This is a genomic window from Thermoplasma sp. Kam2015 (genome assembly GCF_003205235.1).
GTDB lineage: Archaea > Thermoplasmatota > Thermoplasmata > Thermoplasmatales > Thermoplasmataceae > Thermoplasma.
This window is the reverse complement of record NZ_QJSM01000020.1, coordinates 85876-110360: the sequence shown is the minus strand read 5'-3', so window position 1 is coordinate 110360 and position 24485 is coordinate 85876. Positions and strand designations below refer to the sequence as shown.

The window sequence follows — 24485 nt, the reverse complement described above, 5'->3', positions numbered from 1 at the left end:
TATCATTATTATGCCTTTTCTCTATTATTTGTATCTTGATCTATTGCTATACGAAGGCCGATTCTTTCACTTATGTTTGCGGCTCAAAAATTTTCTCCTCTTTGCTATCATATTCCGTATAATGAAAAATAGGGAAGTCTGAATTTGATAATTAAAAGTGAAGATCGCTGTATCACAAAATCTTGTTATTCTTAATAAATGATTAATCAGGATTCTACGTTTATATGGTTTCATTGTCACATTATACACTGGAGAATTGTAATGTTTCCTTGTGAATGTAATATATACATAAGGAAATAAATAAACGACAACGGACTTGCAGTATATTTCTCTATCTTTATTAATAGCTAGATTCGATGGTCTTTGCGTTCGGAAACCATTATAAAATCAATCAATAAGATCATAATTAAAAGATATGGTTGAAAACATTTTTAATAATTTTATAAATATATATCATTTATTATTGCCAAACTTATTGAGTATGTAGTAAAAAAATGATATAGCGGATGCTATTCCTGTAATAGTAAATATGTTCATCGAAATATGGACGACATCAAAGTAATTTAATGAAAACAAGACGTAAAAGAGAGCTAATGATACAAATAAAGGCAAGTAAGAAAGCATTCCTTTTCTCTTTTTCATCCTACGGAAAGATCCAGAAATGAAATATGATACGAAACCGAACCCGAATGGAATTGCTAGCATCGCATACGGATATGCATATACATACGGAATGATCGGTGACCCTGTATCAGATGTGAGCGTATAAGATATCGTCAAACTGCCATTCAGTTTCGTGGAATTGATATAAAAATAGGGAGAGCTGGTTGAGTAATGGAGCTTTATTTCTCCATCTATTTTTTGTGATTTATTATATGAACCAACGCTTATTGATATATTTGATGGACAATGAATATACCTAGAAGAAAAGATAAGAGAAAATGAAGGCATAAACTTGGAATCCTTTATGCCATAAATCCTGTTAAACTGATATCCATATGGTGAGGTACCACTGTTGTTGTATATTTTCGCTATATATGAGACATTTGATGATCCGTAGCTTCCTTTAAAATAAAGACCACCCGGATCTCCTGAAGACCAGAGCCAAAGGTAGTACGTTTGATTGGCCTTAAGATTCGCAAAAGTCGGGAAATAACCGTAACTATACTGATCTTGATAAGTTGCATAGGTATAAGCCTCTATAATTGAAGAAGACGTTATATTTAGAGAGGTCGTGATCATCTCCGAAATGTCATAGTATCCATACCACATGAAATCGTTCGCTGTAACTGCAATAATGTTTCCACTCTGATTCGTCTTAAACGGATATACCAGCGCATATGTGTCATTTAGTAACAGTGTGCTTTTCCCGCCTGAACCAAAATCTATAACATCTTCTCCGAAATAATTGATATTTAAGTTGACATCATAATTTCCTTTTGGCAAGACATAGCCAGTTAGTGGATGATATGAAAATGATGATCCGAGAGGAAATGAGGATGAACCATGTAGATAGGGCTTGAAAATTTTAATATTTCCACTGTAATTTCTCTCGTAGAGTGCGTATTCCCCGTAAACGCCGACAGGACCATAGCCTGTAAGATCTGGAGGGCTCATCGTTTTAAAGATTACATACTGCCTATCTGGACCGTAAAACCATGTATTGTAAGCCTGTGATGAAACTATCGGCAGCTCATTCACACCCGTATATACTGAAGCATTTACGGGAATGAGGGACGACAGCTCCTGGACCGCATACCCATTCGATGCGTTTGCACCAATGTTGCTCTGAGACATTGGAATAAAGGTGTCAGAAATCGCGAACGTAATACCAACAATGAGGATAAGGAATGCAATGTGCCTTATCACTTTTATTTTGTTCTTACTGCCTTCCAGCAATCTGTATATCCTATGCAAACCAAAAACGGCGGAAATTGCTGCGAATGGATAAACATAAGCGGACATGTAATATATGCCCGGCTGCCAGTATCCTCCGAAATCAGTTATTGAATATGCAAAGAACCATGGAAGCTCTAGCAGAGCAAATGGATCGAGTAAGGAAAGAAAAAGGAATGGTTCATTCATACTCAGCAGGCTATCGATCTTTGAGGTTAGTCCAATCTTGAATGTACTTATTATAGAGGACAGGGAAGATATGTTGCTTGTGGCAAGATTAGAAGTTATGAGGTGTGTTCCGTTTGAAAAATATAAAATCATCCTGTCATCTAAATAGAGAAACGCAATAGACGTTATCAAAACTATGACTCCCAGGTTAAGCTGGTTAATCTTCATCGCAAACAGTCCACTTTTCAGTTCTCTTAAAACGTTTTTCAACTTGCTGCTGATTTTTGGCGAACTGACCTTATGCCATTTATTCCACAGGAAGCTTGAGACGAAGTAAAAACCAAGCGTAGCTGTTATGATGGGATTGAACTCCATTGTTGACATGGAAAGTATCAATGTTATTATGAATGCCCAATGCATATGTTTTACATAGAAGTAATAAGAAAAAATAATGAACGGAAGAAATAGCGTCAGAACTTCCACGACGCTGATCTGTATAAGGGGGCTGATTATGTATGCTACGCTTATGAAAAAAGCCGACCATTCGTCATCCAGCTTTTCCTTAGCTATAAGAAAGAATGGTACTGCGGAAGAGAATACTAGGATGTCCTGAATTGAATAAAGAGTCATGAAATTGTGCCCTATTGCAAAGAATGGAAGCAACATAAACATTATCGTTGATGCATGGACGCTGAAAAAAGAGCCTCCAGGAACTGTGTTTATGAATGGATCACCGTAGAATGCTGAAAACATGGACTGAAGAATAGTAGATGTATCGATTATACCACCATTAGACAAGTCATAAACACTATAAAATATGATCCATAGATTGAACGCGGACCAGAATATAATAAATGCTATAAGAACATCAAAAGCATCGATTTTCGAGGACATCAATCCCACAACGGAATATATCCTATATTAATTTTTTTCAAGACCTTCGATGGCATCCCAAATTATATGTAAATTTAAGGATACCTCTCACTGAACATTTATTCCAACTCGTCCCTACATTTAAAATATCCGTTTATAATTCTATGAGACCATTTCGCATTGAGCTCTGTGACCCTAAGATATATGATTTTTAAAGCGGATTCCTTCATGGGTAAGAATTCTATTATCTCTATTCATCTTCTGATCTTTCTGTTCGTATTCAATGATGTTGCTGCTATTCATCGATTTCCTTATTGCCTGAGGGTACTGAAGATAGGTGAAGAGATAGTTTAACTTCCTCTCCACACTGTATACCCGTCTTGGATGCTTCTTTCATAAGGATCCGATTCATTGAATCTCTCAAGGCTGTATTCCCTTATTTCAGATGGAAATGCCCCCTGAACTGTCTGTCTACTATCGTCTTGTCCGCCTCCCCCATCTCTGATACGAAGTCCCTTGATGCATCGCGCAGATCTGGAAATCTGATCTTAGATATATCTTCCTTATTTCCTCATCGAGCTTTGGTATTTCATCGGCTATGAACCACAGAGGTTCCCTGACTCATCTGTTGTAGAGATCCTTCACAACCTCCACATGGGAGTTGTGGGATTCCTTTATAGCTGTGTAGAAGCCAAGTATCTAATATTCCCCAGATTCCTTGATGCTCATTGGAAAGAAAATAGGCTCCTTTTCAACTGTATCGCTTCTTAAGAAGAAGAACTGCGCATCAAAGGATATGGCTATGTACCTTTAATCAAGAGAACTGTTCTGGAGTCTCTTCACCTCTATACTCGCATATGTTATTTTTGATATGGAGGATCTTCAGCAGCGACTCTAGAGTATCGCTCCCAGAATTTCTGGGGATTTTATTGTTGACATGCCTTTTGAGTAGGGGGATACTATTGATACATCTATTTCAATGAACCTTGTATAAGTATCAAATATTCCGGTTCTGAAATTGCCCTCCTTTCTCTTGGAACTGCAGGCCCTTCTACCCCCATACTTCGTTCTGATGCCTCTCTAATAGAATCCATTCTTCAGACCGCCGTGTTCTTCAAAAATATCCCTTTCTGTCCTCATTAAGCTCTTAGGGCATCCCATCACAGTCTTCTTTACAACTTCCATCTTTACAAGTACCTCCGTTTCGTTCAGCAGAGGTATGTCTCCTGGCGCATGGGATTTACCTCTCTTGTTCCGGGGTTTAGACAAAATTCGTGACACCAATGATCATCTTGAACTAACATGTTGGTATTATCGTTGTAATTGATAATAGAAACACTCCAAAAATAATTTTATTAAGTTATTTTCTCAAACTCTAGAATAATCTAAGATCATAACCCATAGAATGAAAAAATTGAAAATTAAATTCTGGGATATAGGGGCTGAGAGGATAAGAAACTGAATGAAATTTTCTTATGAAGAACATATCATCAACAATTCATTTCATTGCTGTGTTCATAAGATCTTCTATTCCCTGCTTGAATTTATCATATGAAAACCTTCCCATAGACTCATATACCTCGATACGCCTGTTTTGATCAATTGATCCAATAACTTCAACAGCTTCCTCCACACTACCATAGCCATATCCATATTTTCCCTCTTCAGTTATGTCTAGCCAAGGGCCTCCGCTCTTAGGCACAACGGGAATGATGCCGTATGACATTGCTTCTAATATGGATATGCCATAGTTTTCCTTCCTATTAGTATGTAGGTATATCGAGCTTTTCTTCAACAGGCTATTCTTTGTTGATTCATCAGCATTTGGAATGATCTCTACGTTCTTGGGTTTTATCCTCATCAAATAATCATAATATTTCTCGTCTCCTTCGTTCACCGCCCCTACTATGTAAAACCTGTAATCGTCAAGTTTTCGAGCAATATCCATGAGCAAATCATAATTCTTTCCTTTATTTATTCTGCCTATTGAGATTACCGTATTATCCATCTTATTCGAAAGATCCACCTTTTCTTTGGGTTCTACGGGAATGTAGATAACTTTCATGATCCTTGGTTTTATGCCAAGTCTTGGAAACAGACTCTTGGCAAGACCAAGAGTATACTTGCTATTGACATAAAAGACAGCACCATCGTATATGTCATAAAGATGCGAACGCTTTATGGCCTCAAAAATAAACCTTTTCTCTATGTTTCCATACTCATCTATTATGGGATCCAAGAATGAAAATCCATGAAGCGCATTGATGTCCGCGTTATAAAGGAACATGTTAGGGTGGTTATTGAAAGTTATATCAAACTTATATTTTGAGAAGATATTCTTTAAGTCTGCTCTTGTCTGCATAATCTTTCGCAATAAAAGGATGTAAGGCATATTCTCCCTGTAATCATAATGGGTCTCGATCATGTTCACTTTAAGATCTAGAAAGGGATGCCTCGAATCTGTTACGAAATGTACGGTCATGCCATTCTCGCTGAATGTATGTGCAATCAATCTCGATAAGACTTGACCGCCGCCTACCCTAGTGAACTCATCGATGATGGCACCTTCCATAAATCGAAATGCCATATGCCATAATAAATTTAAGTCATTTTATTTTTAAATCTTCGGCTATTCTAGCGAAGACGTCTTTGTACTGTTCTGCAACGTTTTCCCAAGTATGAAGCCTAAGAAATTCTTTTAAATTTGCATCGCTGAAAAGATCATCGTAATTTCCCTTGCTTATAAAATCAATTACAGCATCTGCCATGGCATCATAATCAAATTCATCGACAAGCTTCACGGCAGAGAGACCGGAATAAATACGGAGACCAGCGATGTTATATGCAACAACTGGCGTTCGGAGCGAAAGGGCCTGAAGAATAGCGATAGAAAATGAATCGCTATGGCTAGGATATAGCATTACTTTAGAGGAAAGGATCTCTTCATAGAGTTCCTTATCACCGAGAAAACCCCGATAGTCAACAAGATCTGATAAACCATATTTCTCAAGCATTCTGAAAAACCTTATCCTTTCATCCTCATATTCGAATTTTCCCACTACTGTGAGTTTTATCTTCCTTTTATCCGATATCGCCAGAAGAATTTTGGGTATGTCAAATAGACCCTTGCCGTAACTCAGCCTAGCAAAATAGATGATTTTTTCTTGCTTTTTCATCAGTATATTATCTAAATTTGTTAAATTTCCATCCGATGTTATATTGTTTAGCCAACCATTCGAAGGAAAAAGGATCCTGACATTATGATCCTCCAGCCTTATGTTCTCCCAGTAATTCTTATTCATTATCATTATTATATTATTATTTTCAGCATGCGTAAGCTTGTATATCATAACCTTTCTCATGAAATATTGGTACGCCCTGAACAACGGTATCTTAAAGCCCCCATCTAGGCGAATGGTATCAAAAAAAAATTTCGGCAATCTTAGACTAATGTCAGCAAGACCCTGTAATGCCACTCCAAATTTGACGTTCTTAATTTTGCTAAAAACTGTAATAAAATCATATGGTATGATACTCCTGCTGTTAAAATCAAAATCAAAGATATAATCAAACTGTTCTTCGGAATAGATTTTGATTATCTCATTATAGCTATAATTTTCATCTAGGATTGCGTCAAAAGAGGATGGCAACTTTAGGCCTTCCAAGGTCATAGTTTTAACTCGCTCTTTAACAGCATTTCTGTAATGCCTATATTTATCATAAAAGTAAGGATCTGGAAAATATATGAATTCGAAATAATTTGAAAGGATTCTGATAACATTAAGTGTATGATTTTGAGCTCCGCCGTGGGATAAAATGAGATCTGGACCCGTTATACCTATTTTCATGCTCAAGTATGATTTTCCGCTTAAAAAACTATACTATTTTTAAATTATTTTAAAAATGTATGGAGGTTATAATCCTTTGAAGTCTTTTGAATTTAGGTACACTACACTTGCTATAGACCGGAATTCCCTTATAACGCCCGATAGCATATTTTTAGAATTTATTCCGAATCCGATCATATTTAGTTTCTTATTTCTATAAGAACCTAAACTTGATCCGATCCTATCTCCAATTCTATAGGAAGATCTCCCATATTTCAAATTCCTGCTTGATAGTCTAAATGATAGATCTATATCCTCACTGTCATTTATGAATGTTTCGTCAAAAATACTTCCGTTATATTCAGAAATCAAAACTTTTCCGAAGATCCAAAAAGACATGCCAACGATCATAGATCCAACGACCCTCCCAAGAACTTTATATATTAGATTTTCCGGAGCAATTATATATGAACAATAAAATTTTTTCTCCAATTTGATCCTCCTCTTCGTAAGTTCGTGCAACTCACGTCCATTAAGAATGAGCCGCTTAAGAAGAATTATATGACTGTACAGAAATCGCTTTTTAATTATGATTCTCTTTGTACTATGGTATTCTGAACTCGCAATATAAACCGTTTTGACCTCAACAGGATCTATATCCCGTAAATCCTTTATTAAAATAGATATATCATCAATTTTTTCCATGTCATCGTTCGAAACGATTATCCATTTTGGTTCGTACTCCATCGCTTTTTTAACTCCAACGTTTACGCTATGAGAATAGTTGAAGTACGGATCCGGTATCTCTCCGCTCTCAATGAATACCATGTGCAGACCTTTGAATATCTCCTCTCGACAAGTCTTTGCGTATTTACCGTTGAAGTCCGCAGTTGGTATAACAACGATTATGTCCTTATCGCCTTCTACTTCGTGTATATAAGATGCGCCCTTTGGTCTTTCCTTCATCCATTGAATAAGCTGATCGCGGTTTTCGAATCCTTCATAGAATTCAATAATTTTATCAGGATCATCGCTCATAAAGTAGTTGTTGCGGTAATCAACAAGACTAAAGAAGACACTCTCGTTGCTTTTTTCAATGGGACATCGCCTTCTGCTCATATTCATGATTTTAGTTGGAATAGCCACGTTAAGTTATACGGATTTTTTATAATAGAATTTCTTTTTGATATTTTATAATTTGATTACATGGATTTATCAAAGAATTAAGGAATATTATTCTAATATACTATGGATCTTAATATACATTGCATGTCTATAGAGGATTAGCATATTGACATTCTAGTCTTGCCTAAATTAAGTAATGTCATCTACGCTAACTCCATAGAGCCAAGATAGCATGTCTATGTCGGATTCTTGAAAATTATCAGCGTAGAACTATAAAATAGAAGGCCTATTTTTAAATCAATTGTTGAAAATCTGTATGCAAGATTTTTAATCTCCTATCTCGTCTCCAGTACGAGAAAAACTATACATATTTTACGGCAATCTTTGATCATGGGATCATTTGTTGATATATTTCACAATTATTTAAGTAGGAATAAAAATAATACTTTCTTATTAATACATTAGCTGATAGATATAATTATTTTATTTTCCATAAAAATCAGCTGAGTAAATTTATAAATAGCTACATCATAAAGCTTGTGATGAAAGGTATCATCCTCCATGGAGGCCAAGGTACGCGTTTACGTCCTCTTACGCATACAGGCCCAAAGCAGCTCATAAACATTGCTGGTAAGCCCATATCCCAATGGGCCTTGGAGAAATTGAAGGACGCCGGTGTAGACAATATAGCTATCGTTTTGGGAGAAAACAGCCCAAGAAAGGTCATTGAATATTATGGTGATGGTAGAAAATTCGGCGTCAACATAGAATATATTTATCAAGGAAAGGCCAGGGGCATAGCAGAGGCTATATACCGGTGTAAGGATTTCATCGACAACGATGATTTCATCGTATATTTAGGCGACAACGTTCTCTTTGACGATATCCTTCCTATCGCGTCCAATGGCAGCGACGCGTCCCTCCTCCTTGCTCATGTTAAAGATCCAAGGGCATTCGGCGTTGCAGTAACAGATGGCGATCGTATAGTGAAGCTCGTCGAAAAGCCGAAGGAGATCATATCCGATCTAGCGCTCATAGGCGTATACTACTTCAAGCCGATCGTCTTCGATTACATCGCCGAATTAAAGCCGAGCTGGAGAAACGAGCTTGAGATAACCGAAGCGCTGCAGGATATGATCGACGATCATCGTAAAGTCACCTTTAAGATCGCCGAGAGCTGGTGGAAGGACACCGGAAACCCAAACGACTTGCTCGAGGCGAATATGAAGCTCCTGGACAGATTCGGCAAAGAGAAGAATTTCGGATCGATAGAAAATTCAGAAGTACTGGGCAGATCCTTCATAGGATATGGAAGCATTATACATAATTCAAAGATTATAGGTCCAGTTCATATTGGCAATAACGTTACGATCGAGAATGCCAGGGTCGGCCCTTATACAACCATAGGCGATCGCTCAGAGGTCAAGGATGCAGATATAGAATATTCACTGATATTAGATTCTTCAGTGGTAAATAACATTAGAATTTCTGAATCCATAATTGGAAGTGAGTCAAAGATCGCAGGAGACGGAAAAAATTCACATTATAGGATCGTAGTTGGTGAGAAGACAAGCATCGTGAGGGGATGGTAATGATAACATTAATAATAGGCAAAGATGGACAGCTTGGTTCTGAATTGATGAATATTATCGATGATGCGATTGGAACCTCGAGGCGTGAAAAGTCGGATTTACATCTTGATCTGAGAAATACGAACTCTATCGAAGACACGATAATGAAGGTATCACCTGATGTTATAGTGAATGCAGCAGCTATTACAGATGTAGACTACTGCGAGACCCATGCAGACGAGGCTTACGGTGTCAATTCCATAGCGGTGAAACACATAGCACGTGCCGCCTCCGTTGTCGGTTCATATCTAATTCATATATCCACAGATTATGTATTTGACGGATCAAAGGGTAATTATAGTGAGTCCGACATTCCGAATCCCATAAATTACTACGGTCTAAGCAAGCTTATGGGAGAGGCGTTTGCATTATCATACGATGATTCGCTAGTTATTCGGACATCTGGGGTATATGGCGTCAAGACTAATTTCCCCCTGTATGTAGCTAAGACATTGAGATCCGGAGGCACCGTTACATGCATAGATTCGTATTATTCTCCCATACACGTTAGACAGCTTGCTTTTGCCATCAGGGAGATCATTTCAAGGCGTCTCTATGGCATCATCCACGTTTCTGGGCCTAGGATATCACGTTTTGATTTTGCAACAAGAATCAAAGAAAGGTTAGGTATTGACCGCGGAAGAATAATTATGGAAGGTGAAAGGAAGACACTATTAGCCAAGCGTCCATATGATTCTTCTCTAAATAATGAAAGGGCAAAGAGGATAATTAAATATCAATTTGAGGATATAGATGCTGGAATTGAAATGCTTAGAGAAAAATATGAGGTGATATGATATGCCATTCTTATTTAAGAGGACCGATATAGAAGGCGTAACGCTTGTGGAACCTAAAGTGTTTGGAGACGAAAGAGGTTATTTTTATGAAACGTACAAGAAAAGCGAGTTCTCCAAGAACGGAATTTCCATCGATCTTGATCAGGATAACCAAAGTTTTTCAAAAAAGGGGGTGTTGAGGGGGCTCCATTTTCAAAAGGAACCATATGCACAAGGTAAACTTGTGAGGGTGATAACTGGAAAGATATTTGACGTTGCGGTTGACATTCGGGAGAACTCTAATACCTTTGGCAAATACGTTTTCGCCGTACTGAGCGGTGAAAATAAGAACATGCTCTGGATCCCTGAAGGCTTCGCCCATGGTTTTCTAGCGCTGGAAGATTCAATAGTTCATTATAAGGCTACGCATGAATATAATAAAGAAAGCGAGGGAGGCATAATATGGAATGATCCAGATATAAATATAAAATGGCCGATGAAGCCAGAAATAATATCGGACAAGGATAAGACATGGCCTACACTGAAGGAATTCAGAGCAAACAAATTTATAAAATAGGAGGATGAAAGGTTATGAATATACTTGTAACTGGTGGTACAGGATATATAGGAAGAATACTGGTTCCAGAACTATTGAGCAGAGGTCATCATGTATCCGTTATCGATAGGGGATTCTTGGATTATGATGATCCGGAGGATGAATATGACGGCGCTTACATAATCAGAGAAGACATTAGAACCTGCGATCCATCTCTTTTGCGTGGTTTCGATGCTGTTATTGATCTCGCCGCGCTCTCTAACGATCCATCCGGTGATCTTGACAAAATGGCCACCTGGGATATAAATTACATAGGAAGAGTTAGGATAGCGAGGTTGGCCAAAAAACTTGGAACTAAAAGATACGTCGTAGCCTCATCATGCTCTGTATATGGCTTCAGGGAAGGAATATCAGACGAATCAACACCAACCAATCCACTTACAACTTATGCGGAAGCAAATGTTGCCGTTGAGAGGGATAACCTTTCTTTGAATGATAACTCCTTTAGAGCAACTGCTCTAAGATTCGCTACGGTATTCGGTTATTCAAAGAGATTCAGACTAGATCTGGTTATTAATGCTATGACTTTCTACGGATATAAGAATAGAATCGTAAGGATGATGAGGGACGGAAATCAGTATAGACCTTTCATACATGTAAAGGATGTCTCAAGGGCTCTAATCCAAGCAATAGAATCGAACGACGAGATCGGCGGGAGAGCTATTAACATAGGTAATGAGAAGCTCAACATGCGGATAAAGGATGTTGCACAAATCGTCATGAATAAACTGGGAAAGGATACAAAATTAGAATTATATGGCGATCCAGACAACAGATCCTATCAGGTAAAATTTGATTCCGCACGCGATCTGCTCAAATTCGAGACGAAATTCGATCTTGAATATGGCGTAGAGGAGATAATCGACAGATGCAAGGAAGGGTTGGAGGATCTGCCTCAGATGCATACGGTTAATTATTATAAAATGTTGTTAAACAGTGAAAGCAACATAAATAAATTTTTAAATCTAAAGGCCAAAATTATATTTTGATTGCATTTCTTTTTATTTGTAAGTGTTTTCTACCTTGGAAATATGCGGTATACCATAAGCTTACGTACGCAGGCAGGATGGAGAATCTGAAGGGCGTTGAATGCGATTTCATAAAGGGGGATGTGGCATCGCCATTCCTTGGAGAAATCGTAGAGAGATATAGACTGGATACCGTCGTTAACTTCGCCGCCGAGTCGCATGTCGATCGATAAACGATCCATGGCGTTTTGTTCATACTAACATAGAAGGCCCTATTAACGTGTTGGATCTTGCCAGGAGATACGATTTCAGGTACGTTCACATATCTACGGACGAGGTCTACGGTGAGAGCGAAGTGGACGAGCTTTCGCCGGTCAATCCATCATCGCCATATTCCTCGTCGAAGGCCTCGGCGGATCTATTCGTGAAATCGTACATACGCACGTACGGCGTCGATGCTTTGATCGTTAGGCCTTCGAATGCATACGGGCCTAGGCAGTATCCGGAGAAATTCATCCCAAAGGCGATAATAAGGACGATCATGGGCCTCCATGTCCCGCTCTACGGCGATGGAACGCAGAGGCGGAACTGGATATACGTGGAAGACCTTTCAAGGATCATAAAGGACATTGCGGAAAACGGTAAAAGTGGTGAAATATACAATGCTGCAGGATCCGGTACGCTGGAGAATAGAGAAGTTCTTGCTGAGATCGGGAAACACATGAAGTTATCGATCAGGCGCGTAGAGGATAGGCCAGGTCATGACGTGATCTACGCTATGAGGAATACGAAATTGAGGTATGAGTTGACGCCTTTTGATAAGGGAATAGCCATTACTGTGGATTGGTATGTCAAAAATGAATGGTGGTGGAGGCCGCTTATAAACGATGAATATTTTAAAGAGGATACACCCTGGAATTGGGATGAGCCAAAGCAGAAAAATTCTGATCTATAATCCATTCATAAACCTACATCCGGCATACCACCTATTGCGTTTATGTCTACAAATTCTAACAATATCGTTCTGTATCTGATTCCTTTGTTATAGTATTAATTAATGTTTTATCATTTTCTTTTCTATTTGTTTAGATGTAGGTTAACTTTGCTCAAGTATATACATAAAAAAACTATTATATGAGATCTTACTGAATTTTTGATCCGCATGAGAATATACAATGAAGTGCTGGTTAAGTCGGAGGCCTCTAAGACAGTAAATATAGTCGTACCTACGCCAGATATGAGCAGTGAGATTTATAAAAAGGCCCGGTTTAGATTGAGCATTGCTTCGCAAGTGGCACGCGAATCTGCCAGTTTCTATCTGACCACTGTTGAGAGCTCAGGTTCTGAGTTCAATTATTCTAGATCCGTTAATTCAGGCTTGGAGGAACTTGAAGCTGATTATTATCTGAACATCAACGACGACTTTCTCGTTTACGATGATGCGCTTTTGAACTCAATTTTGATGGCAGAATCATACAGGATCGGTGTCTTGGGTGCATTATCCTTTTATCCGACCGGGAAGATACAGCATGCGGGAATAGGATATATGAGGTCGCTATCGCTGGCATATCTTAAGTATATGGCATTGCAAAACAGAGCTCCATTTTTTATGTTAAAGCAGTATGAGCGGCATCTGAAAGAGGGGAATCTCGATTTTATTGTCTTCTACAATTCGCATATTTATAAACTACCAAAAAAGGGCCTTGTAACTGGTGCATATCATTTTATTAGCAGAGATACTATAAAATCAACCGGCGGATATGATGAAAACTTTAGAATGGGATCAGAGGACATCGACTTCTGCCTTGAAGCCATCAAGAAAGGATTCAAGGTAGCAATGACTACAGTCGTAAAGGGCATCCACTATGAGACTTACCACGGTCTAAACTACTCAAAGTTGTTTGGAAAGGATACGGAGAGATATTTTCTAAGTAAATGGAATAAGAGGCTTATAGAGAGCTTGCTGGACAGGAATGGGGAGCTCTATTTGGACTAGGGTTCCAACTTCAATTTAACCATTGGCGCATGATCGTTCGCAGAATAATCCTATAGTGTTGATGATCTTCTTTCTCATGGGGCCGATATTGGTTTAGACCCCGGATCATTGTGCTTCGAAATTCAGAATTGAATCCGATATATTGATATCGCAGTTATCTGGCCCTTTCGAACACGCCCTGAAACCTTCGCTGTGACAGGTTTACCGATGTTCAAATATCCAGCAGCATGTATTTGAACAGCAGAGCCTAATTTTTCTCCTTACGTGTATTGGATCGCGTAGCCTTTGGGTTTTACCGATCCTAACAGCCAAATCCCTGTCAATTCTAATCAAACTCTAATTATAATATCCAGCATCTAATTATCGCCTCATCTTTTTTCTTGATCAACTCAAAGCTATCCCAGTAATATGTAGTTGTATTTTGGTCTGCTTCTCAAGAAGTTTACGTAAAATATTATTTTAATTTTTTTATATCAAATAACGATGTAAACCATGCTGTTTAAAGACTAATCATCAGTTGTAGTTCTTAATAAGAACAGTCCAAATTATTCAATGGAAATGTTTATATGTATTTCAGGCAATGGCTCTGTCTGACCATGAGAATAAAATCTGATAGATTAGTCTCTAATCAGGGTGACAAAACGATCAGCATCATTATCCCGACCCCTGATACCAGCGATATCAGATATAAAACTGCCGCAGCTGCATTAAGAGAGGCTGCGGATGAAGTTACTGGCTACGATATTTACCTCACGGCGGTCGAAGACTCTGGTGCCGATTTCCGCTATTCTCGTTCTGTCAATCGCGGAATTGAAGAAATTCATTCTGATTATTATCTGAACATCAATGATGATGTCATCGTGAATAGGGATACATTAATAGAATCCATCAAGCTAAGCGAACGCGATCCAAGAACTGGGATCATTGGTTCCATACTTTATTACTCTGATGGCGAAATTCAACATGCGGGTATGTATGTGGTAAAGGCACCGTCATTGGAATATTTTTGGAAAATGATCACGTACTATCAAGCTCCTTTCGATTCTGTTAGAAAGATAATGAATTATAAAGCCGAAGGCATATTTCCCTTTTTATTGTTTATGAACTCTCATACAATAGGTAAGCCAAAACATGGCCTATTGACAGCCGCATACCATTTCATAAGGGGCGAAGTTATCGACAGAATTACAGGTTATGATGAAAACTATAGGATGGGAATGGAGGACATGGACTTTTGCCTAGAAGTAATAAGATCCGGATACCATCTATCTATCTCCAGAAATATTAAAGCAGAGCATAAGGAGACATCCCACGGTATAAATTATTCAAAACAGTTCGGTAGGGAAACGACAAAATATTTCTATTCAAAATGGGACGTGCAACAGGTATTGGATCTCATTGACAAAAATGGAATGCTATATAGATTTGAAGGATAGTCCTACTCATCATTCAATGTAGGTTTGATCTCAACTATGGAGACATAACCATACATCTTCGAAGAGAAGTGCACGTTTGAAAGGAATACGTTCGCATAGAACATAAAGGTCCCGTTTATATTGACGGGCTTAATGATGCCCTGATCCGCTATAATACTGAAGGTGCCGTTGAAATGCATATTAATTAAATACAACCCTGGCGGTATGAATCTTATGTATGCATTGGTGGTTGTATTCAAAGTATAGGGTATGAAATAAACTGGATTTTCCGTATAATTTTTTTCTAAAGCCGCAATACCATCGGCTTCATACATTATTCCGTAGCTGTTTCCCAGCTTGGTGTTTGAATAGCCAATGAAATTTATGTAAGATCCAGGCGAAATTGAAGTGTTGTAGAACCATATGCTATACGGATCGTCTATTATATACGAAGGCGAGCCATTGTAATCGTTGATCGGCAATACCCACCTATAATCTGAAACAAGTTGTGGCATATTATTCTGTATGGCAACGGTAGAACCCCGCGGAATGTAGGATGTTGCCTTATAAAGATAGCTGTCATATGAGGTATAGGTTAACCTCTCTCTAGTTTGATAATTTCCGCCGACCGCTTCGTTATGTATGAAAAATGGGAATTATCGTTTGTTATGAGATTTCCATAGGGAGTGAAGAGGATCCAAGTTGCGCAAATAATAGCGAATGAGGCGATGGCTATGCCCTTATAGTTTGCGATCTTCTTATGCTCCTTGGTTCTTTCGAGTGTTGAGATATAGGCGATGAACAATAGGGGTGAAATCAGCGCTGGATACTGATACAGTATTGGCGAGATGTACGGTATGTATGGACAAGGCTCAGCCCAACATACGGAACGATCGCTAATATCTCATATGATAAAATTGGTGTAAATACAAATGGTAATAATATCATAGAGAAATAACCAAGCTTTTTCGTCCACATCGCCGTAATTATATAAGGATGATATATAATATATGGATAATTCAAAAAACCTAGCGCGTAATAACCAAAATATAGGTTAACGATGACGAAAACTATAAAGAAGGGAATCATAAGCGAGATATAATAATATCTGGGCGCTTTGTACTTCTTCATAAACATGACGAGTAAAAAGAACAGGATCAGCAGGGGCGCCATATAATCTGTGATTGCAGCAAGGTACATGGCGAGGATGGATGATCTGAATTTTCCATAGTATAGAAGCGCTACCGCTGTGAGAAATAAAGTCGGAAATAGGGCCATAAAATGAAAGTCGAACCATTCCACACCCCATATTGGGTAGTATAAGATCCATGATACGGAGATGAGAAAGGCATAGAATTCGGATCCGATCCTCTTTTTCGCAATTAAATATAGTGGAATCGATCCAAATGTAATGAACGTATTTTGAAATATCAATAGGATTGCAGGATTTGGATATAGCGAGTAGATTGGAAAAATGATAAAATATATCATCTTCCAGTATACCGGCGGTTTCGTACTCATAGCATGCTGTATGAGATAAGACGAAACTCCGAGATCCAAGACATCAGAATGAAAGGTGTCGTACTTCATAATTGACATCAGCGAAGATAGTATCGAGAAGATGATCGTGAAAGCCGCCGTGAGATAGAGCCAACGATGGTTCATTATGTGGTTAAATGGGAATCTCTTTATATATTCTTGTAAAGCGTAAAGATTCAAATAGAAAAGTGAAAAATTCTGCTTTTCCAAACAGATGAGTATGTGTGGAGTATCTACAAGTTTTTCATACATATATATGCATAAACTATATGTCTCATTTTCTACAATCGAAAAGTTCATATCATTTTTTTGCATATTTACATACATAAAAGCATACCATAAGCCTATAAATATCTATAAAAGGTCATATTTATATGCGAAAAGCAACAAACTGTATGGAACCACGAGCGATAGTCAAAAGTGCGTTCTACAATGAAGAATATTTAATGGCCCAAAAACCATCATTGATGGTTATTCTGCTTAAGAAATTTCCTATAGAATCGATACCTAATAGATCGATCAGATACAAGTTAAACGAGATAACGGATCTGAACTTAACATTGAAAGATCTAATTCTCGACCTATTTCACAATGAAAGGAAGGCCAATAATTTTAAAAGATATATAAATGTTGGAATTGACACCGCAAAGATATACTTTAACGTTGACAACAGATCAAGCAAATTTTCATTCAAGGAAACCTTTTTCTATGGGCAATATTCCTATTTCGATTATAAAGATAAGGTTGTCATAGACGTTGGCGCTCAGACAGGCGACAGCGTCCTCTATTTCTATATGCGTGGCGCGCGCAAGGTGATCGCATTTGAGCCGTTGCCGCATAACTTCGATGTTCTCAAGAAAAATATAGAACTCAACGCTCTGGATTGCGAATGCTATGACGTTGCCCTCGGGAGCGATGATAAAATAATGACAGTAAATTTCTCAGGAGATATGGTGAACGCCTTTGGGACAGGCGATAAGATAAATATAAAGATGAGAAGGCTGGACGATTACGATCTCAGTCCGGACTTAATAAAGATAGACGTTGAAGGCTTCGAGATGGACGTACTCAGAGGAGCCCTTCAGACCCTAGAGAAAACAAAAGAAATCATCATAGAAGTACATTCCCTAGAGCTGCGGACTGAAGTCATCGAACTTCTCGACTCCCTGGATTTCAAATTGATCAAGGAGGACCAGAAGCCTGTAAAAGGATACATAGCCAATCAGTTCTGGATAAAGAAATAGTCCATGCGAAGATTAATCCAGAAAAGTAAATATATAAGAATGCTTTCGATTACGGTAATATGCCCCAGTCATCATCTTTACTTGGAATAGACGCTCTATATCAGTATACGGGTGCTGGGGCTCAGCTTTTTTCTGGGGCTTTATTCTATGTCATATTGGTTAGATTCTTCAGCTCTTCAGAGGTTGGAGCGGTAGCGCTCTTTATAGCTATAATAGGTCTTTTTAACCTCATATTCTCATTCGGGCTCGGAACGGCTGTTCAGCATTTCGCCTCCTACCATCTCGGAAGGCAGGAATATGCTACCGCAAAAAGTGTAGTTTTCAAAATCCTCGCATTGGGTCTGATCTTTTCAATAATTGGCCTCCTTTCCATGTTCTATCTATCTCGGACTATATCGGTCATCTTCATGCATACTCCAGCATACACAGGCATAGTCAGATTGCTGAGCATTGTCCTGGTCGGCAACGTGCTCTTCGGTATTTTAAACGGCAGCGCATTGGGCCTACAGCTATTCAGGGCGTCTGGACTGATGAACGTAATCATATGGATAACCTATTATTCCACAGCTCTTCTGATGGCTTTCTTTCTGAGATCCCTCTATTTCGTTGTGATTGGATGGGCGGCAGGCATATTCCTCGGCGTAGCGCTCTATCTATTTCTGATAATAAAGTCCACGCATGATTACAGGGGAAAGCCAAGACCGCTCACGCCATCATTGCTCTTTCAATTTTCGATTCCAGTGCTCTTCTCCTCTATAATATCATACGGAGCTACGTACATCGATAGATTCATCGTAGCGGGTCTCATGACGCTATCGTCACTTGCTGTCTACAACTTCGCGCTCTTAATAGCGAGTTCCATAGGTTTCATCGTATCACCGCTTAACAATATAATGCTACCGAAATTTTCGGAATTCTACGGCGAAGGTAATAGGGAAAACATAAGGGCACGAACCGCAATGGCCACTACAATGATCGCTGCAGTTTACGTACCCGCAGCTTTAGGTGTCGCGGTACTTTCCCGCATGATCATCGTTCTCCTTGCAGGAAGATACTATGAGGAAGGATCGGATGCAATATCGATCGTCATGGTTTTTTCAGCGTTGTTCGTCACAAGCAACGTGATGACACAGCTAATAGCGGCGATAAGGAAGACAAAGGTATTCATATACTCAAGCGCTGCATCGCTCGCAAGCAATGCCATACTTTCAATAATGCTTATACCAAAATTCGGAATTGAGGGTGCTTCAATTGGCTTTTCCTCCATATATGCTGCAACATTCTTCGTACTTTATAGATATGCGAAAAAAAGCGGGTTGTATTCAGCCAACGCTAAGGATCTTGCCAAGGTATGGGGTTCATCACTCGTTATGGTATTGGTCGTGATGTTGGCTGAAGTGCACTTCGGCACATCCATGGATCTGCTGTTCCCATATATACTTCTTGGAACGATCGTGTACATAGCAATGATTAAAGCGACGAGGCTGATAGGTAAAGATGATGGGCTTTTTCTCAGCTCTCTTTTCCCTGAGAATTTGTCAGTATTAAAGAAGTTCATACGATTTCTCGCCTCAGGTTCAAATTAAAAATAATATGTATACTCGACATTCTCCCACAGTGATTGCATTAAATTCGAAATTTTTCCTATACGATCAGCAATTGATATATAACGAAGCTCTGGATCTTTCATAAGATGATCTTACCAGTAAAGGTATATCATGGTGCAAGCCAGATCCAGTTGTCTCTACAAGATTGTCTATGTTTCCGATCATTACATTAATGGATTGCTTTATCTAACTCTTGCATGCATAAAATATTTGAAAAAGATAATTTATAAGTTTTCTTATCGAGTAAAATCTTCATATTACATTACCGAAACAATTGATATTCATATCCTCCATATCTCTTATTTATCCCTAAATCTATGTAAATAACTATGAAAAAATTCAATAATATAGGTATTATGCATAGGTATGAAATCAAAAAATATGTCCCCTAAATATCAATTCTGTTTCAAAAAAACCATGGAACATTATGCAGGCCAATTAATTCGATATATATCTTCAAGTTTACATAGGAAAAATTATATCACATCAGTTAGATTTCCAGAAGGTATATCTTTTCTAATCGTTACAAAGAACGATATATGGCTTGCAGAATCGCTTAAATCAATTGTTAGGTATGCTGATGAGGTGATCATAGTGGATTCATCGGATCAACCGTATTTAAAAAGAAATATAGAGCTACTTTCAGATCTAAAAATTAAAAATTATAAACACATTATTAGAGATCTTGATCTGCCAACTGCGAGGGCGATTGGGCTATCAGAATGTTCCTATAAATGGATCTTCATATGGGACGGTGATCATATAGCAATGGATAATGGCAAATTTTCTTTCGAAAAACTTATAAATTATGTGAGAAACTTAGATACTACGAGATATTATTATGCTATTCATTTTCACTTAGCGACGATGGGATATCAACTTGATGAAATTCAACCTGAAAGATGCAAATACGCCGGAGAGGCATGGATCATCTCTAATTCAGATCATTTTAAATTTGATCCAAGGAAAAAATGGGATGAACCGGTTATTCCCTTTTATTATAGAAAAATATTCTTGCAAGGATATTATGCCTTGCACTTGAATGTTATTAGACCAATTACTATGCATCAATTTAGAGATCTAAGAATATCTTGGTATAACGAAAGAAAGAAAAAAGATATTAGTTTCCAAGATTATATTAAAACTCATAAAGAAATTAGATCCGAGCCATGGCGTATCAGAAAGGTGAAATACGATGAATCTTATTATGGACTCATACCGACACTTCTTAATAAATATAAGGGATTAAGCTATGAACAAATAATAGAGGAAAAGGAAAAAGAGATCGAGGAATATATCGAATAACAGAAATAATCGCTTTTCTCATTTATCATTATATAAGAGAGAGGCGATATCTACGCATTTTCTAAGGATGCATGCGCGGCCTTGAATTTAAGGGATGTGATGTTTAGTCGCAGTGTTTGGACTTTTTAAGCCTAAAAAATTTTGAATTGAATGAAAAAGTTTCGATAGACCCATAACAAAGATCTTTTTTAGTATAGTGAAGTATAAATTAATTGGCTGTATATAGTTTCAATGCCTAAATATCCAATTTGCATAAATACATCAAATACGTATACTGGTATTGGTACCTACGCCAGCATTATCACTGAAATTGTGGGTGAGGATCATGTTATTTCTCTTGTACTTGATAAGAATCAAAAAGATAGATCGTTTCCTGGCACAAAAATGACACCTAAAAAATGGATGGTTGGAAATGGATATGTGATAAATAGCCTTTTCCCATCTTATCTTTTCGATTTAAACAGGAGCTTCTATCATTATCTTGATACCTCAATTGTTCCAGTATCGACCGATGGTATCGTTACGATACATGATTTGTATCATCCAAAGAATGAACCCATCTATATGAGAAAAATCAGGAAATTCAAGATAAACAAATACAAGAAATTCAAGAACATAATAGCAATTTCTAAGACGACCATGAAATCTATGATCGAAGCCGGATTCGATGAGAAGAATATTCAGGTAATTCATCATGGAAATTCAAAGAATTGGAAAAAATATGATGATATAGAAAATATAAAGCGCCAATACGGGCTTCCAAGGGATAGAAAAATAGCATTAACCGTAGGAGATGGGATCTTCAAAAATAATCACCTAGTTACGGAAGCTTTGAAGAATTCAGAATTCATTCATGTCCATATTGGGAATGATGCAGGTGATATCAACTTCGTTAGACTGTCGGAAGAAGATTTGAATAAAATCATGTGCGCATCCGATGTCCTTATTCGTGTATCTAGCAATGAGGGATTTGGTATACCGCCCATGCAGGCTACGGCTCTAGGTGTGCCGATAGTACTTTCAAAGCTACCGGTATTCAAGGAACTATTCGGTAAATACGCGTTTTTCACTGAAATAGATAAGGCATCTATACTTGAATCTGTAAGGCATGCAGTTAAGTATCGGGATGATTACCTTCAAAAGTCTAGACCATATGTTGATTATTTCAGTTTTTCCTCTTTTAAGGCGAGGATGGACAGTTATTATTCTAAAATTAAAAATTAGATAAAGAGAGCAATCACCAATTTATTAATTCATATCATCTATATTTCATCTATCAATTTCGATATTCGTTCCTCGAAATGTTCGAATTTAAAACGCTCTCTGGATTCAAATATCTCACTTCTTCTTTGATCATCCATCCTCTTCGCCACTTCTATCATCTTAATGGCTTCATCCACACTTTTATAACCTAGGCCGTATCTGCCATATTCAAGAATATCTTCCCATGACCCGCCGTTTTTAGGCGTTATTGGAATACACCCGAACCATATTGCTTCTGCCGTTGTCACGCCGTAATGTTCATTGTCCTTTGTATGAAGATATATTTGGGCTCTCTTAAACAGCTCTATTTTTTCGTCTTCAGAGGGTGATTCTATAAATTCGACGTTGCTAGGTGCTCTTGATCTTAGATCTTCAAAGTAGCTTCTCCATCTATCTGGCACGAAACCAGCAACTTTATATGGAATTCTGGATAGTTCAGCTATTCTAATACCACGATCTATCATCTTATCTGGGGTTATTCTACCAAACGTAAGCATATATTCTTCCTTCTCTGGTATTTCTTCTATCCAAGGATAATTAACAGGGATATTGATGGGAATTATCTTGTTGGGCTTTATATTTAACTTATCGAACCCTTTCGCTGAGTATCTAGCAGAGTATTCGCCATGAGTAAGGAATATTGCCGTATTATATATCTTATATAGACCAAGAGTCTTGATGATTTCGTATAAGAAAATGTTTTTTACATTACCATTCTGATCGAGAAAACTTTCAAAAAAGACCGGACCATGCAAATAATTGAAAGATGCGTTCATCAAATAAATATTCGGTCTGTTGTTAAATGTTATATCATAAGAATTGAAATCAAACTTTAGCAATTGTTTTTTAAGGTTTAGCATGTTATAAAGAATATTTATTCTATTCGTCAGGCTTTTTTTTGGATAATCAATATAAAACACATTATGCACTCCTTCTGGTATAAATTTGGAACTCTTGCTGGTAAGAACATCTACGGTATAGCCAATATCGTTCAGAACCTTGATAACATCCGATGCCAATACCTGAGTACCACTTTTAACCCAGAAGTCGTCCAAAACGATAGCTTTCACAAAAACTTATATTAAAATAATTCTTAAATCTATGCAATACAGATGATATGAATTTCAAAGAGTAAAGACTCAAATCGTTAGTTATCTTCTATTTGAAACTAATGAGTAAATCAAGAGAAAACATTTTCATTGAGCAACGGTATTATAGAATCGATAGTTCAATGATAAAGATATCCGTTATCATCTCTGCTCATGATAGACGAACTTATGTTAAATCCGCTATAGAAAGTGTTCTTGCTCAAAGCTTTGATCGTGAGAGCTATGAAATCATACTGGTCAAGAATTTTGTTGATAGGGATATTGATATTTTCTGCAGCAAGCGGAATATAAAAAATATATTATATAATGGCAAGACCCTTGGTCAGAAGATGGCACGTGGTATAGATGAAGCTAATGGTGAAATTATAAGTTTTCTTGATGATGACGATCTGTTCGAAAGCAATAAGCTTCAGACAATATACAGTAGATTATCCAACGGAATAGAGTTGTATCATAATGATATCAATTTCATTAAGGAAAATGGATCCCGTCTTAGAGGCGATTCTACGAGCCATTATTCATACATTATATATATGTCAAATTTCAAAAACATGATAAGGAAAATACGAGAGGCAAGGGCCGAATGGTATATGAGCTGTTTTTCAATGTCAAGGAAATTAGCTCTAGAATTGAAACCTCTATATGAAACGATGCATGCGAGTTTTGATAAGATTACATTTTATTATGCTTTGGCTAAGGGATATCGCATACTTTGCGATTCTGATAAGCTTACACTATATAGGCTGCATCCAAGCTTGACAACCATAAAGGATGATATGCCTGCATATTTTAATACTAAAGCAAGATTTTTTAGATCAAGTTCTGACTCCTTAAAATCTCTTCTATATTATTGCAAAGATTCTGACATCAAGGACTTAATATATTATATCTTTCTGCATGAATATATAATATTTTTATTCATGACAAAAGAGAGAAATTTTCCGGTAAGGATTATATTCGCGTTTCTCCGTTTATGGGTTCGATATGGAATATTATCAGATACGATATGGCTGATCTTTCTTATTTTCAAGTTTTTTATGCCTTCAACAGCCCATTATATACATTATAACCGTATGCTTGGATATTATGAGACAGGACAAATTATGTAAAGACGTTTATTATAGGAA

General features: G+C 37.6%; 21 protein-coding genes. 13 read left to right on the top strand and 8 right to left on the bottom strand.

All coding sequences use genetic code 11. The features are described from left to right. Window positions 1–453: 453 nt before the first annotated feature. From DMB44_RS03725 to DMB44_RS03705, 5 genes are all read right to left on the bottom strand, one after another. Window positions 454–2958: a DUF2079 domain-containing protein gene (locus DMB44_RS03725; protein WP_110640969.1), complete on the bottom strand. Its 2505-nt coding sequence runs from the start codon at window positions 2956–2958 to the stop codon at window positions 454–456. 1059 nt (window positions 2959–4017) lie between these two features. Further along, window positions 4018–4218: a hypothetical protein gene (locus DMB44_RS03720; protein WP_153280121.1), complete on the bottom strand. Its 201-nt coding sequence runs from the start codon at window positions 4216–4218 to the stop codon at window positions 4018–4020. 217 nt (window positions 4219–4435) lie between these two features. Beyond that, entirely contained in the window at window positions 4436–5362 is a 927-nt protein-coding gene (locus DMB44_RS03715; RefSeq protein WP_237265288.1) for a glycosyltransferase family 4 protein, read from the bottom strand. A 181-nt stretch (window positions 5363–5543) separates the two neighbouring features. Continuing rightward, window positions 5544–6785, bottom strand: a complete 1242-nt coding sequence (locus DMB44_RS03710) for a glycosyltransferase family 4 protein (RefSeq protein WP_110640963.1) — start codon at window positions 6783–6785, stop codon at window positions 5544–5546. Window positions 6786–6851: 66 nt separating this feature from the next. Further along, the gene (locus DMB44_RS03705) at window positions 6852–7910 is read right to left on the bottom strand and encodes a hypothetical protein (RefSeq protein ID WP_110640961.1); all 1059 of its coding nucleotides are present in this window, start codon (window positions 7908–7910) and stop codon (window positions 6852–6854) included. Between the two features lie 521 nt (window positions 7911–8431). Here DMB44_RS03705 and DMB44_RS03700 point away from each other — a divergent pair. The 8 genes from DMB44_RS03700 (at window position 8432) to DMB44_RS03670 (ending at window position 15312) form a co-directional block, all read left to right on the top strand. Beyond that, window positions 8432–9481 (top strand): glucose-1-phosphate thymidylyltransferase, encoded by a 1050-nt coding sequence (locus DMB44_RS03700; protein WP_110640959.1) that lies wholly within the window; start codon window positions 8432–8434, stop codon window positions 9479–9481. Continuing rightward, a complete protein-coding gene (locus tag DMB44_RS03695; RefSeq protein WP_110641197.1) occupies window positions 9481–10317 on the top strand; it encodes an NAD(P)-dependent oxidoreductase in 837 nt (278 codons plus the stop codon). The genes DMB44_RS03700 and DMB44_RS03695 overlap by 1 nt, the downstream gene beginning before the upstream one ends. Before the next feature lies 1 nt (window position 10318). Beyond that, window positions 10319–10873: a dTDP-4-dehydrorhamnose 3,5-epimerase gene (gene rfbC / locus DMB44_RS03690; protein ID WP_110640957.1), complete on the top strand. Its 555-nt coding sequence runs from the start codon at window positions 10319–10321 to the stop codon at window positions 10871–10873. 14 nt (window positions 10874–10887) lie between these two features. Continuing rightward, the gene (locus DMB44_RS03685; protein ID WP_110640955.1) at window positions 10888–11901 is read left to right on the top strand and encodes an NAD(P)-dependent oxidoreductase; all 1014 of its coding nucleotides are present in this window, start codon (window positions 10888–10890) and stop codon (window positions 11899–11901) included. A gap of 77 nt (window positions 11902–11978) precedes the next feature. After that, on the top strand, window positions 11979–12113 hold the full coding sequence (locus tag DMB44_RS09760; RefSeq protein WP_201796926.1) for a hypothetical protein: 135 nt from the start codon (window positions 11979–11981) through the stop codon (window positions 12111–12113). A 47-nt stretch (window positions 12114–12160) separates the two neighbouring features. After that, window positions 12161–12835 carry an NAD-dependent epimerase/dehydratase family protein gene (locus DMB44_RS03680; RefSeq protein ID WP_369907614.1) on the top strand — a complete coding sequence of 225 codons (675 nt, stop codon included), beginning with the start codon at window positions 12161–12163 and terminating at the stop codon, window positions 12833–12835. 207 nt (window positions 12836–13042) lie between these two features. Next, window positions 13043–13876 carry a glycosyltransferase family 2 protein gene (locus tag DMB44_RS03675; protein WP_110640953.1) on the top strand — a complete coding sequence of 278 codons (834 nt, stop codon included), beginning with the start codon at window positions 13043–13045 and terminating at the stop codon, window positions 13874–13876. A gap of 596 nt (window positions 13877–14472) precedes the next feature. Continuing rightward, complete coding sequence (locus tag DMB44_RS03670; RefSeq protein WP_161952089.1) at window positions 14473–15312, top strand: hypothetical protein; 840 nt, start codon at window positions 14473–14475, stop codon at window positions 15310–15312. A 2-nt stretch (window positions 15313–15314) separates the two neighbouring features. Here the strand turns inward: DMB44_RS03670 and DMB44_RS03665 are convergent, their stop codons facing one another. After that, window positions 15315–15773, bottom strand: a complete 459-nt coding sequence (locus DMB44_RS03665) for a hypothetical protein (RefSeq protein ID WP_110640949.1) — start codon at window positions 15771–15773, stop codon at window positions 15315–15317. A 334-nt stretch (window positions 15774–16107) separates the two neighbouring features. After that, window positions 16108–16782 carry a DUF2079 domain-containing protein gene (locus tag DMB44_RS09755; protein WP_369907618.1) on the bottom strand — a complete coding sequence of 225 codons (675 nt, stop codon included), beginning with the start codon at window positions 16780–16782 and terminating at the stop codon, window positions 16108–16110. A 443-nt stretch (window positions 16783–17225) separates the two neighbouring features. Here DMB44_RS09755 and DMB44_RS03655 point away from each other — a divergent pair, with 443 nt between their 5' ends. The 4 genes from DMB44_RS03655 to DMB44_RS03640 all read left to right on the top strand — a co-directional run bounded on the left by DMB44_RS03655 (window position 17226) and on the right by DMB44_RS03640 (window position 22210). Continuing rightward, window positions 17226–18074 (top strand): FkbM family methyltransferase, encoded by an 849-nt coding sequence (locus DMB44_RS03655; RefSeq protein WP_161952087.1) that lies wholly within the window; start codon window positions 17226–17228, stop codon window positions 18072–18074. A gap of 59 nt (window positions 18075–18133) precedes the next feature. After that, entirely contained in the window at window positions 18134–19660 is a 1527-nt protein-coding gene (locus DMB44_RS03650; RefSeq protein ID WP_110640944.1) for a flippase, read from the top strand. A 387-nt stretch (window positions 19661–20047) separates the two neighbouring features. After that, entirely contained in the window at window positions 20048–20986 is a 939-nt protein-coding gene (locus DMB44_RS03645) for a glycosyltransferase (protein WP_110640942.1), read from the top strand. A 231-nt stretch (window positions 20987–21217) separates the two neighbouring features. Continuing rightward, window positions 21218–22210, top strand: coding sequence for a glycosyltransferase (locus DMB44_RS03640; protein ID WP_110640940.1), 993 nt, complete (start codon window positions 21218–21220; stop codon window positions 22208–22210). A 38-nt stretch (window positions 22211–22248) separates the two neighbouring features. On the opposite strand, the gene DMB44_RS03635 is transcribed toward DMB44_RS03640, so the two are convergent. Continuing rightward, complete coding sequence (locus tag DMB44_RS03635; protein WP_153280120.1) at window positions 22249–23304, bottom strand: glycosyltransferase; 1056 nt, start codon at window positions 23302–23304, stop codon at window positions 22249–22251. A 176-nt stretch (window positions 23305–23480) separates the two neighbouring features. Between DMB44_RS03635 and DMB44_RS03630 the strand changes: the two genes are divergently transcribed. After that, window positions 23481–24467 carry a glycosyltransferase family 2 protein gene (locus DMB44_RS03630; protein WP_110641195.1) on the top strand — a complete coding sequence of 329 codons (987 nt, stop codon included), beginning with the start codon at window positions 23481–23483 and terminating at the stop codon, window positions 24465–24467. Window positions 24468–24485: the final 18 nt, after the last annotated feature.

Excerpts from the sequence above, each read along its gene's own strand:
- DMB44_RS03725 (WP_110640969.1), bottom strand. The coding sequence starts at position 2,958 with ATGTCCTCGAAAATCGATGCTTTTGATGTTCTTATAGCATTTATTATA.
- DMB44_RS03715 (WP_237265288.1), bottom strand. The coding sequence starts at position 5,362 with ATGATCGAGACCCATTATGATTACAGGGAGAATATGCCTTACATCCTT.
- DMB44_RS03710 (WP_110640963.1), bottom strand. The coding sequence starts at position 6,785 with ATGAAAATAGGTATAACGGGTCCAGATCTCATTTTATCCCACGGCGGA.
- DMB44_RS03700 (WP_110640959.1), top strand. The coding sequence starts at position 8,432 with ATGAAAGGTATCATCCTCCATGGAGGCCAAGGTACGCGTTTACGTCCT.
- DMB44_RS03695 (WP_110641197.1), top strand. The coding sequence starts at position 9,481 with ATGATAACATTAATAATAGGCAAAGATGGACAGCTTGGTTCTGAATTG.
- rfbC (WP_110640957.1), top strand. The coding sequence starts at position 10,319 with ATGCCATTCTTATTTAAGAGGACCGATATAGAAGGCGTAACGCTTGTG.
- DMB44_RS03685 (WP_110640955.1), top strand. The coding sequence starts at position 10,888 with ATGAATATACTTGTAACTGGTGGTACAGGATATATAGGAAGAATACTG.
- DMB44_RS09760 (WP_201796926.1), top strand. The coding sequence starts at position 11,979 with ATGGAGAATCTGAAGGGCGTTGAATGCGATTTCATAAAGGGGGATGTG.
- DMB44_RS03675 (WP_110640953.1), top strand. The coding sequence starts at position 13,043 with ATGAGAATATACAATGAAGTGCTGGTTAAGTCGGAGGCCTCTAAGACA.
- DMB44_RS03670 (WP_161952089.1), top strand. The coding sequence starts at position 14,473 with ATGAGAATAAAATCTGATAGATTAGTCTCTAATCAGGGTGACAAAACG.
- DMB44_RS09755 (WP_369907618.1), bottom strand. The coding sequence starts at position 16,782 with ATGATATATTTTATCATTTTTCCAATCTACTCGCTATATCCAAATCCT.
- DMB44_RS03655 (WP_161952087.1), top strand. The coding sequence starts at position 17,226 with ATGGAACCACGAGCGATAGTCAAAAGTGCGTTCTACAATGAAGAATAT.
- DMB44_RS03650 (WP_110640944.1), top strand. The coding sequence starts at position 18,134 with ATGCCCCAGTCATCATCTTTACTTGGAATAGACGCTCTATATCAGTAT.
- DMB44_RS03645 (WP_110640942.1), top strand. The coding sequence starts at position 20,048 with ATGAAATCAAAAAATATGTCCCCTAAATATCAATTCTGTTTCAAAAAA.
- DMB44_RS03640 (WP_110640940.1), top strand. The coding sequence starts at position 21,218 with ATGCCTAAATATCCAATTTGCATAAATACATCAAATACGTATACTGGT.
- DMB44_RS03630 (WP_110641195.1), top strand. The coding sequence starts at position 23,481 with ATGATAAAGATATCCGTTATCATCTCTGCTCATGATAGACGAACTTAT.